General features: G+C 62.3%; 12 protein-coding genes. 1 reads left to right on the top strand and 11 read right to left on the bottom strand.

What is annotated here, in order from left to right:
* On the top strand, window positions 1–717 hold a 717-nt coding region (locus CG471_RS11625; RefSeq protein ID WP_099231952.1), incomplete at its 5' end, for a LysR substrate-binding domain-containing protein.
* 32 nt (window positions 718–749) lie between these two features.
* On the opposite strand, the gene CG471_RS11620 is transcribed toward CG471_RS11625, so the two are convergent.
* The 11 genes from CG471_RS11620 to CG471_RS11570 all read right to left on the bottom strand — a co-directional run bounded on the left by CG471_RS11620 (window position 750) and on the right by CG471_RS11570 (window position 10,889).
* Window positions 750–1,766, bottom strand: a complete 1,017-nt coding sequence (locus CG471_RS11620; protein ID WP_081796311.1) for a bile acid:sodium symporter family protein — start codon at window positions 1,764–1,766, stop codon at window positions 750–752.
* Entirely contained in the window at window positions 1,763–2,140 is a 378-nt protein-coding gene (gene hpxZ / locus CG471_RS11615; protein WP_037484950.1) for an oxalurate catabolism protein HpxZ, read from the bottom strand. The genes CG471_RS11620 and hpxZ overlap by 4 nt, the downstream gene beginning before the upstream one ends.
* Entirely contained in the window at window positions 2,127–3,473 is a 1,347-nt protein-coding gene (locus tag CG471_RS11610) for an AtzE family amidohydrolase (protein WP_099231951.1), read from the bottom strand. Before CG471_RS11610 ends, hpxZ begins: the two co-directional genes overlap by 14 nt.
* Before the next feature lie 17 nt (window positions 3,474–3,490).
* Window positions 3,491–3,658: a hypothetical protein gene (locus CG471_RS30610; RefSeq protein WP_180275677.1), complete on the bottom strand. Its 168-nt coding sequence runs from the start codon at window positions 3,656–3,658 to the stop codon at window positions 3,491–3,493.
* 96 nt (window positions 3,659–3,754) lie between these two features.
* The gene (gene uraH / locus CG471_RS11600) at window positions 3,755–4,084 is read right to left on the bottom strand and encodes a hydroxyisourate hydrolase (protein WP_037484953.1); all 330 of its coding nucleotides are present in this window, start codon (window positions 4,082–4,084) and stop codon (window positions 3,755–3,757) included.
* A complete protein-coding gene (locus CG471_RS11595; RefSeq protein WP_037484955.1) occupies window positions 4,081–5,493 on the bottom strand; it encodes an NAD(P)-binding domain-containing protein in 1,413 nt (470 codons plus the stop codon). The genes uraH and CG471_RS11595 overlap by 4 nt, the downstream gene beginning before the upstream one ends.
* Window positions 5,490–5,960 carry a 2-oxo-4-hydroxy-4-carboxy-5-ureidoimidazoline decarboxylase gene (gene uraD / locus CG471_RS11590; protein WP_037484957.1) on the bottom strand — a complete coding sequence of 157 codons (471 nt, stop codon included), beginning with the start codon at window positions 5,958–5,960 and terminating at the stop codon, window positions 5,490–5,492. The genes CG471_RS11595 and uraD overlap by 4 nt, the downstream gene beginning before the upstream one ends.
* Window positions 5,953–6,843, bottom strand: coding sequence for an allantoinase PuuE (gene puuE / locus CG471_RS11585; protein WP_037484959.1), 891 nt, complete (start codon window positions 6,841–6,843; stop codon window positions 5,953–5,955). Before puuE ends, uraD begins: the two co-directional genes overlap by 8 nt.
* Complete coding sequence (locus tag CG471_RS11580; RefSeq protein WP_099231950.1) at window positions 6,840–8,024, bottom strand: alanine--glyoxylate aminotransferase family protein; 1,185 nt, start codon at window positions 8,022–8,024, stop codon at window positions 6,840–6,842. The genes puuE and CG471_RS11580 overlap by 4 nt, the downstream gene beginning before the upstream one ends.
* Window positions 8,025–8,061: 37 nt before the next feature.
* Window positions 8,062–9,315, bottom strand: coding sequence for an allantoate amidohydrolase (locus CG471_RS11575; RefSeq protein WP_037484963.1), 1,254 nt, complete (start codon window positions 9,313–9,315; stop codon window positions 8,062–8,064).
* A complete protein-coding gene (locus CG471_RS11570; protein ID WP_099231945.1) occupies window positions 9,309–10,889 on the bottom strand; it encodes a gamma-glutamyltransferase family protein in 1,581 nt (526 codons plus the stop codon). Before CG471_RS11570 ends, CG471_RS11575 begins: the two co-directional genes overlap by 7 nt.
* Window positions 10,890–10,981: the final 92 nt, after the last annotated feature.

Below are 10,981 nucleotides of genomic sequence, written 5' to 3'. Positions count from 1 at the left end.
ACCTTCGCCCGGCACGCGATAGAAGTGCTCCAGGACGCGGAACGCGTCCGGTCTGAGCTGGAAGCGATGCAGGGTCTGCGCTCGGGTCATGTGGAAATCGCGGCGGTCGAGGCCCTTACATCCGATTTGCTGCCCAGCGTGCTCACGCGCCTGCGCGAACTCTACCCCCGGATCACGGTGGGTGTAACCGTGCTCGGCTCTGCTGCAATCTCGCAGGCCATCGTCAGCGGCGACGCCGATATCGGCATCGCGTTCAGCATCGACCGGACGCTCGACCTCCGGCAATTATCGCTGTGGCCCTTCCAGCTCGGCGCGACCATGCGGCCCGATCACCCGCTGGCCAACTACCAGAAATTATCGCTGGGCACCTGCCAGGCGCATTCGCTTATTCTGCCAAAGGCCGACCTGTCTATCCGTCAACAGCTTCACAGGGCCTTGGGCAAGCTCCCCCAAGGCATGGTTGAAACGAGTTCGGTCGAGTTGGCGAAGCAATTGACCCTTCGGGGTCTTGGCATTTCATTCCAGACGCGGATCGGCATCGAGCGCGAACTGGAAAGCGGCACCCTTGTTCACATCCCCATCACCAAACCGGTCACGCTCAAAGCTGATCTCGGCGTTTACGTCCGGTCGGCACGCAATCCCCCGATCGCCGTTCATGCGCTGGTTGAGCTGTTTTCGAAACAGGTCGATCAAATGGCCGCATCGGAAAGCCGATAGCCTGCCGCTGGCAAGGCTATCGGCTTTCCGGCTCAATTGGACGTGCCCGCCCTGCTCATCGTCACGGCGGGGGCAACTTTGTCCGGCTGCTCCGGGAGAGCGCCATAGCGGCGCGCCAGCACGGCGCACAGCATGAGCTGGATTTGATGAAAGAACATGAGCGGCAGGATGATTGCGCCGACCTGTGACGCCGAGAACAGCACGCCCGCCATTGGAACGCCAGATGCCAAGCTTTTCTTCGAACCGCAGAATTGAAGGACGATGCGATCCTCCCGGTTGAAGCCGAACCATCGGCCCAGTGCCTGCGTCAGCGCAAGTACGACCGCAAGCAGAACGGCGGACAGCGCGGCGATCATCGCCAGTTCCCTGAACGAAACCTTGGACCAAAGGCCTTCGACGACGGCCGCCCCGAAGGCAGTGTAGACCACCAAGAGGATCGAGCCACGATCGACCAGCGTCAGCATCTTCTTCTGCCGGACGATCCAATCGCCGATCCACGGCCGCAGCATATGACCCGCCATGAAAGGCAACAGCAGTTGCACGGCGATCGTGACGACCGCATCGCTCGAAAAGCCGCCATGTTTCCCGGTGATGAGCAGCGCGCAAAGGATGGGTGTAACGAAGATACCCGCCAAATTAGAGAAAGACGCGCTGCATACAGCGGCGGCGACGTTGCCCCGGGCCATGGCGGTGAAGGCGATGGACGACTGAACCGTCGAAGGCAGCAATGTCAGAAACAACATTCCCGTGGCCAGCGCGGGATCAACCAGCGGCAGCCCACGGATGACCAGACCCAATAGCGGGAAAACGACGAAGGTGACCACAGCCACCGTCAGATGCAGCCGCCAATGCCGCGCCCCGTCGATGACCGCCTGCCGTGAAAGTCGCGCACCATGCATGAAGAACAGGATGACGATGCCGGCATCAGCGCAAAATCCGGCAATCGATGCCCAAGAACCGCGGGGCGGAATCAGAGACGCCAGAACGACCATTGTCACGAGCAGGACGATGTAACTGTCGATATTCAGGCGAGAAAATATGCTCTTCACGACGTCGTTCCTTCCATCGAAACATGCGCGGAAACGATTTTCCAGCCATCCTCGAACCGGATCCAGGTCTGGCTCTGACGACCGCGCCGGTCCGTGCCCTCGCGGAAGAATTCGGCGTTGGCCGTGGCGACGTCGCCAAAGGTGGAAATGAAGACGCGGCCCAGCCGCCGTTGCGGCGATCCTCCCCTGCCCTTTCGGAATTCACGTATTTCATCCATGCCGTACAACACCTCGCCCACGCCGTAGCGAACCGTGGTGGGCGCGTCATGGAACAGCTGGTCCATTTCATCCAGATCATCCGTCATCAGCGCCCGCTCATAGCGGTCGAACTGGGCTTTCACTTCGGCCACGATCTTGGGATCATTGATTATCATCAGACTTCTCCTGCCACGCACATCGGCCCTGGATCAGGCCCTGTGCTTCCAGCGATTGCGCGAACGCGATGAGGTCGCCGTCTCTTCCCTTCGCCGCGATCAACTGGACCCCCATGGGCAAACCGTTGACGGGAAGCGGTGCGGCTATGACGGGCACGCCGAGAAAACTGATCGGCTGCGTGTAGAGTCCCAAATTGGCGCGGGCGGGCTGCATCGAGCCGTCGATCGGGATGAACGGATCATCGATGAAGGGAGCGGGACCGAAAGTGGCCGGGGCTATCAGCACCTCATATTGGGCGAGCGCCGCGTCAACGGCGGCAGCGAACACATCGCGATAGGCCAAGGCTGCCGCATAAACATGATCGGGCACCGCAGCGCCAGCCAACAGCCGGTCGCGCGTGGCAGGATCATAGGATAGCGCGTCCGCCACGAGCGCGTCCCGATGCTGCCGCCCCCCCTCGAAAGCCGTAATCAGAAACGCGGCAGACCGGGCACGCGCAACATTGGGCAGGTCGACGAGCGGCAATCCCCCCAATTGGGACGAGAGGCGGGCAAGCGCCCGGCTCATGCAAGGCGACAGGTTCGCCCCGAACCACCCCGACAACAAGGCCGGCCGCTGCAATGCCCGGCAAGTCTCGTCGCCGGCATCCGCCCTAAGCACAGAATCGACGATCGCCAGATCATGCGCCGACCGAGTGAAAATGCCGATATCATCCAGAGTGTGGACAAATGGATAGACCCCTTTCATCGGAAGCGACGCGTGGGTGGGCTTGGTGCCGTAAATGCCGCAAAGGCTGGCGGGGATACGGATCGACCCGTTCGTGTCCGACCCCAGGCTGAAAGGGACCATCCCCGCAGCGACCGCCGCTGCCGAACCGCCTGATGATCCTCCGGCAAAACGGGCAAGATCATGGGGGTTGCGGGTGACGCCCCACTGCGCATTGTCGGTGACAAAGCCGTAGGCAAATTCGTCCATGTTGAGGGTTCCCACCAACACCGCGCCGGCGTCGCTCAGCCGGCGGATCGCCGCCGCGTCGTCCGTGGCGGGCGCGGCTTGACGCAGCCTGCCCGCGCCCGCCGTGGTGGGCAGCCCTTCGACATCGAACAGATCCTTGACGGCGAACGGAACGCCGGCAAGGGGACCAGGATCGATCCCCCGGCTCAGGCTGATATCCACGGCCTCCGCTCGAGCAAGCGCACGATCGCGCAGGATCCGGGTCACCGCATTCACCGCGCCATTGCGCTGCTCGACCCGGTCAAGCGCCGCTCGGGCCACTTGGAGTGCGGAAAGACGCCCGGACCTGACGGCTTCCGCCGTTTCGAAAACGGTCATCAGAGCGATATCCCGCTTCACGAGGCTTCACCCCGCAGCACATCATAATGGCGCTGAAGCAGGCGCGCATTGGCCGCGACGCCCCGCACAGCTTCCTGCGGCATGTCAGCCCCGAGGCGGGCCGCGACCTCCCGCGCCAGTTCCTCATCAGAAGCTCCGATTTTTTCGAACAGGGGCTGCGTCATCTGCTTCTCCTGGCTGTCATGGCAGCGCGCCATCCGCCTCAATTACGGGATATGCCTGCGCCAGATCGCGGCGCGAGATCATCGGCTGCGTTCCGCTTAACTGCCGCGATAGGTCGAATAAGCGAAGGGCGAGGCCAGCAAAGGAACATGATAATGTCCTTCATCCGCGATGCCGAAGTCGATGGGCACGGCGTCCAGAAAGGGGGGATCGGGAAGAGCCGCTCCCTGCATCCGGAAATAGTCAGCGACCTTGAATACAAGGCGATAACGGCCTTTTTCAAGCGTGAGTTCACGCAGGCCAGGACAGCGTCCATCGGCGTCCGTCACCCCATCAAACAATTTCACCTGATCCTGCCACAAGGACAGCGCCATGCCAGCAGCCGGACGACCATGCATCATGTCCAGAACATGTGTGGAAAGCGTCATGCGGCCTGCCCCTGATCAAGATTCCATGTCGATGTGAATTCAGGCTCCGCATAACCGAGATAGTCCGAAACGATGCTCGCCCGATCATCGAGGAAAAGCTGGTCGGCGATGCCCTGCACCAACCGGGGCAGCGCGTGCTTGAGCCCCGAAATGGCCGAAGCGGAAAGACCGAAATTTATGAGACCCGAATAGTTGAACGCGAACAGGCCGTGCAGCGCGCTTGCATCCTCCTCCGTTCGCGGCAGCAGTTCGAACCCGGATCCCAGATAGGGATGCGCATCGAGAAGGGGATCCCTCTCCAGGGTTCCAGCGAAGCGTTCCTCCCAACGCGCGATCCGGTGGGCGACAAGGCGCAATTCGGGACGCAGCGAAGGATCGGTGACAAGCCCTGTGGAAAGGATCAGGAAGTCATATGCCTCCGTGCCCTGAGGCGTCGTGACAGCGATGCCATCGTCCTGCTCCATCACCGAAAGCCATGGCGAGCCAAGGTGCAGCCGAAATCCGGGATGGCTCGCAGCGCGGGAAAATGTGTCGTTCGTCGGCGGCTGGTTCCGCTCGAAGAAGCTTTTCATCATCACATATTTGACGTCGTCCGGCAGCGCGGGGAAACGAGGGATGATCCCTTTCGCTTCCATGAACCTGATCGGATTGACACTCGGCAGTTCCTTCCGCCGCACGAACACATGAACTTCCGCCACACCCTCGCTTAAGGCGTGCTGCGCATTGTCGAAGGCGGAAGCGCCGCCGCCCAAAATGGCGATGCGCTTACCCCGGAGCGCCGCGAAATCGATGGCCGCTGACGTATGCGCATAGCGGTCGCGCGGCACATCGCTGACGATCGCCGGGACCTGCCATTGACCACCCCCCTGGATGCCGGTCGCCAGGACGACCTTGCGCGTCAGCACGTCGCCGCCATCCGCGAGTTTCAGCCGAAAAATGCCCGGTTCCACAGGGTCCACCAGCACGACCTTGCTGTCGTTGCGAACGGGAAGGCCAAGGATGCGGCGATACCAACGGAGATAAGCCATCCACTCTCGGCGCGGAATCTTGTCGATTTCCTCCCAGCCTGCCGGGCCATGGATCGCTTCCCAATACGCTCGGAAGGTGAGCGAAGGGATACCATAGTCGATAGAGGTGAGATGCTTGGGCGTCCGCAGGGTCATCATTCGGGCATAGGTTTCCCACGGCCCTTCGTAGCCAGCGGGATTTTCGTCCAGCACCAGAATGTTAGACAGCCGTTCCCTCATCAGGCCAAAAGCGGCGCCGAGGCCGCTTTGCCCTGCGCCGACGATGACCACGTCGTACACATGCTGATTGTCGCGGACCTGCGGACTGGTACAACTCGTGCCGCCGATGCCCAGGCATTCAAGGTCATGCGCGATCCGCGCTTCATGCTGCGCCAATGTCACTTCAGATCCTCCAGACGCAGCCGGACGATCTCACCGATCTGTGCGAGCGCCGTCCCCATCTCGATTTCCCGATCATTGGCAAGGCGTGACTCCATGGCCGCCAGAATGGCCGCCTTGTTGGTCAGGCGGACACAGATGATGAAGGGAAAGCCGAACTTCGCCGAATAATCCCGGTTCAAACTATGGAACCGCGCAAATTCGTCAGAGGTCAGCCGGTCGAGTCCCGCCGATGCCTGTTCAGCAGTGGACGCCTCCGTCAGCGTTCCATCGATTGCTGCCTTGCCGGCCAGTTCCGGGTGCGCGCGGATCAGTCCAAGCTGCTCTTCAGACGTTGCGTCGCGAACGACCTGCATCAGACCTTGGTGCAGGTCGGCCAACGGCAAGCGCTCCGCCGCGCGCTCCACCACCCAGGGCGAGTGCTCGAACAAGCCGCCGTAACGGGCAACGAAATCCTGTTTTTCAGACATGGGGGTGCATCTCCAGCCAGTGACGCGCGATGTCGATGCGGCGGGCGATCCAGACATCGCGATGCGCAAGGACATGATCCAGGAAGCGCGCGACGGCGGCGGCACGGCCCGGCCTGCCGGCGATCCGGCCGTGCAGCCCAATCGACATCATCCGTCCTCCTTCGGCTCGCAGATAGTCGAAACTGTCCCGCAGGTAGCGGTAGAATTGCTCGCCTTCCGTAAAGCCGTTGAGCGCGACCATCTTCATGTCGTTGGTTTCGAGCGAATATGGAACGATCAGCTGGGGACTTCCGAACCTATTGTCCCAATAAGGCAGATCGTCCGCGTAGGAGTCAGCGTCATAGACGAACCCCCCTTCTTCAACCACCAACCGGGCAGTATTGGGTGATGTGCGTCCCTGATACCAACCCTGCGGACGTTCACCCGTCAAGCGCCGGTGAATGTCGATCGCGCGACTGATATGCTCTCGCTCGACATCTTCCGGGACATATTGATAATCGATCCAGCGATAGCCGTGACTGGCTATCTCCCACTCCGTCTCAAGCATGGCATCGACTGCCCCAGGGTTCATCTCCAGTGCGGCCGCCACGCCAAAAACCGTGGCCGGCACCTGCCTTTCGCGGAACAGACGGTGCAGGCGCCAAAATCCGGCTCGGCTGCCATATTCATAGAGGCTTTCCATCGCCATTGACCGGGCAGGGTGACTGGCAGCGCCCACCATGTCCGACAGAAATGCTTCGGAACCTTTGTCACCATGGAGGATGCTATTTTCCGCGCCTTCCTCATAATTGACAACGAACTGGACCGCGATTCGGGCTCCGTGCGGCCAGCAGGGGTCCGGCGGCGTCGGACCATAGCCGATCAATTCCCGCACCGCGCTCATGCCTCGTTCCAAGCCGACAATGCGGCTTCAACGGCGAGGCCGGGCTGACACCCATAGCCTTCGGCGCGCAAAACCGCCTCCAAGGCGCCAAGGGTGATGAGGATCTTATGCTTGCGGGCATTGTAGCCCATCGCACCAAAGCGCCAGACTTTGCCCGCGAGGGGACCAAAGGCGGTGCCGATTTCGATCTCGAAATCCTCTCGCATCCGCTGTCGGACGCGTTCGCCCTCAATCCCTTGAGGAATATAAGCTGCGGTTACATTGGTCATTCGGAATCGGTCGTCGCCGAACAGCGCAAGCCCGAGCGCGCGCAGGCCTGCAGACATCGCCCTCCCCGCTGCCCGATGGCGGCTAAACCGCGCCGCCAATCCTTCCTCCAGCATGATGCGCGCACATTCGCGGGCGCCGTAAAGCATGGTGGTGGCTTCGGTATGGTGGTTCAGCCGCTTTTCCGACCAATAATCCATGATCATGCCGAGATCGAAATAGTTGGATCCGATGATCATCCCGTCCACGTCGTCGAGGCTGCCGGTCCGCAGGCCGAGTTCGATATGCTTGCGCCGGTTGATGAGTGCGGCTGCGCGGTCGGAGATGGTGATGGGCGCCGATCCGGACGAGCCGCCCAGACACTTCTGCAACCCGCCCGTGACGATGTCCGCGCCCCATGCATCCGCGGCGATTTCCATGCCCCCGATAGTCGCCGTCGCGTCGACGTAAAGCAGCGCATCGGCGTCACGGCAAAGCGCGCCGATGCCATCCATCGGCTGCGCCATCGTCGTGGACGTGTCGCCATGGATCGTCGCCAAGACCTTTGGTTGACTCCGTTCGATCGCCTGTTTGATGGCGTCGAGCGGGACGACTTCGCCCCATGGCGCGTCGACGGTTTCGATCCTCGCGCCAATGCGGCCGAGTATTTCCTTGAGCAGCAGGCCAAAGCGACCGAAGTTCACGACCAGTACGGTGTCACCTGGGGTGACGATCGAGACAAGGGCTGCTTCGATCCCCGCTCGCGCCGTTCCGTCGACCAGCAAGGTCCATCGGTTGTCCGTCCCGAAGATGGGCCGATACAGCGCCATCACCTCGTTCATATAGCGGGTCATCTCCGGATCGAACTGGCCCAGCAGATCGGCCGACATCGCACGCAAGACGCGGGGATGGGCATTGATCGGGCCGGGTCCCATCAAAAGACGCTGAGGCGGATCGATCTCGCCGAAATGATCAGGCACTGTGCAATTCCCCAAGATTTTCGATGAAGCGAAGCAGGACGCGCTGCGCGATTTCCGTATCGGCCGATGTCACGCTCTCGGACGGGTTGTGGCTGACGCCGCCCCGGCATCGGATGAACAGCATGGCAGTCGGACAGAGGGACGAGAGGATCATGGCATCATGCCCCGCGCCCGACATCAGCTGCATGGGCTTCCCCCCTTCCGCCGCGATGGCGCCATCCATCAGTTCGATCAGTTCCGCAGCGCAGGGGCTGGCGGGCAGATCGTGAAGGAGCGTGTGGGCAATTTCCACATGTCGGCTCGCCGCGACGCTTTGGAAGCGGTCGATGATCGCCTCGGCAAGAATGGCGCACGCCGCGTCGCTGGCGGCACGAACGTCCAGACTGAACGTCACAGATCCGGGAACCACATTGGGCGCGCCCGGCGAAACGGACAAGGTGCCCACGGTCGCCACATGATTTTCACCGGCGGCGCAGGCAAGTTCCTCCGCGGCGACCATCATCGTTGCCGCGGCGGCGAGTGGGTCGCGCCTCAAGGCCATGCTGTTGGTCCCGGCATGGCCCGCCTGTCCCGTCACGGTAAGCGAAAAGCGCTTTTGCGCAGCGATGCCCGTGACAGTACCCACGGCCAGCCCGTGCGATTCCAGCACAGGCCCCTGCTCGATATGGGCTTCGACGTAGGCCAGCGCCGGGCCGTGACGCGCCTGCTCCAGATGCAGACCCCCGCCGCTTTCGGCGCCGATCGCCTTCCGATATGCGGCCATCGCCTCTTCAAGAGTGACGCCTGCGGCGTCCATCATTTCGGCATCAATCGCGCCCAGCGTTCCCGCAACGGCACGGCTTGTCACCATCGCCACGGGAAAGCGCGATCCCTCCTCATCGCCGAAAGCATATATTTCGATGGGAAAGGGCATAAGCCTGCCCTGCCGATGGAGTTCGGCCACGCATTCTATGCCCAGCACAATCCCCAGGGGGCCGTCATAGCGCCCGGCGTCCCGCACGCTGTCAAGATGGCTGCCGATGATGAGCGGCGGACCATCCGCCGCGCCTGCGTAACGCCCGATGAGGTTCCCGACCGCATCGACATGGGTCTGCAAGCCGGCCTCTGTCATCCAGGTGGCGACCTGCGCCTGGGCTGCGATATAGGCGGGAGAGAGGTAGCTGCGGAACAGGCCATCCGGCATGTCGCTAAACGCGCCCACGCCCAATATGTCGCAGCGATGAACCGCGCGGCTGCTGCTCACCATGCCGCTACCGCTCCATCGGAGCGCGGATCGGTGGCGCCTTCGAGCATCGCATCGGGATGACGCACGATCGCTCCGGCATGTCCCATCGTCGATGTCAGGGCGGAAAGCAGCTCGACGTCATGGCCAGCGGCGCGCAGCTTATCGACCAGTTCCGGCGAGAAACGGCTCTCCAGCTTCAATGTCATGCTCGTCTCGCCCCAGGTGCGGCCCAAAAGCCAGCGCGGCCGACTGACAGCCTCCTGCAAAGGTACGCCGAACCGGGCATATCGACTGAAAATCGCTGCCTGAGTCTGCGGCTGTCCTTCGCCGCCCATGGTGCCATAGCCCATGACACGGCCATCCTCGAAGCGCGCCAGCGCCGGGTTTAGCGTGTGGAAGGGTTTTCTGCCCGGCTTCAGGGCGTTCCACCCGTCCGCCGTTAGCCGGAAGCTGGAGCCGCGATTCTGCCATGTGATGCCGGTTTCCGGCAGGACGAGGCCCGATCCGAACTCGAAATAGGTCGACTGGATGCAGCTCACGACCTGACCGCGCATATCGGCAGCACCGAACCAGGTCGTGTCGCCAAGCGCCGACGGCCAGGGCCAAGGCATGGCTCTGGCGGGGTCGATAGCGGCAGCGAGGGCATCCAGCCTGTCCGGATCGTCAAGCAGATCCTGCGGCGACATCTCCATATAGGCGGGATCGCCCACATGCGCATCCCGGATCAGGAACGCCTGCTTCGTCGCCTCGACCAGCCCATGAAGATGGCCAAAGGTCTCCGCTGCTCCCACGTCCAGCCTGTCGAACAGGGCCAGGATCAAAAGGGAGGCCAGGCCCTGCGTCGGTGGCGCCGTGTTGAAGAGGGTGGCGCCGTTCACGCGAACGGACAGGGGCGCGGGTTCCGACGCCCGATGCCGCGCCAGATCTTCTGCCGTCAAGGGGCTGCCCAAGTCGGCCAGATCACCCACGATGGCGCGGGCAAGACGCCCGGAATAGAAATCCTGAAAGCCATTTTCAGCCAGCGTCTTGAGCGTTTGCGCGAGCGCGGGCTGCTTCAAACGGTCATTTTCCTGCAACGGACGGCCCGAAACGGTGAAGACGTCCCGATAGGCGCCGCGCTGGGCAACGAGTTCCGCGTGCTTGGACTGGCCCACTTCCGCCCCCCCGCGCGTGACGGCCACGCCCTCTTCGGCCAGTTCGATGGCGTCACGGAGCAGCCGGGTAAGGGTGAGCGTTCCGGCATCCCCGGCCAAAGCCTGTTGCCAACCCGAAATTGTGCCCGCCACCGTGTTGGCGGCCAGCGGTCCGCGCCACGGAATTTCGGTCAAATTGCCGTAGAAAGAGAGGTTAGCCTTCCCCGCTGCCGCGCCGCAGGCATCGACCGCGTGGACATGCCCGTCTGGATCGTGAATCAACCAGAAGCCATCCCCTCCAATCCCGGTCATATGCGGATAGACCACCGCGAGCGCCGCAGCCATCGCTACACAGGCTTCAACGGCGGTGCCCCCATCCTTGAGGATGTCGAGTCCGGCTTGCGAAGCCAGATGGTGCGGCGCGGTGGTGACACCGCGATAGCCGCGAAGCGAATGCTGCATGATGGTTCCGATTCTGCCTTTTTGGGCGCTTGCTGAGGCAAGTCTGTGACGAAAACCGCGTTCGATAAAGTGCAACTTTTCGGCCAATGCGA

It is taken from the genome of Sphingobium sp. IP1 (assembly GCF_002708645.1).
GTDB classification, from domain to species: domain Bacteria; phylum Pseudomonadota; class Alphaproteobacteria; order Sphingomonadales; family Sphingomonadaceae; genus Sphingobium; species Sphingobium yanoikuyae.
The sequence above is the reverse complement of the archived record's forward strand: the minus strand, read 5'-3'. Positions and strand labels throughout refer to the sequence as shown.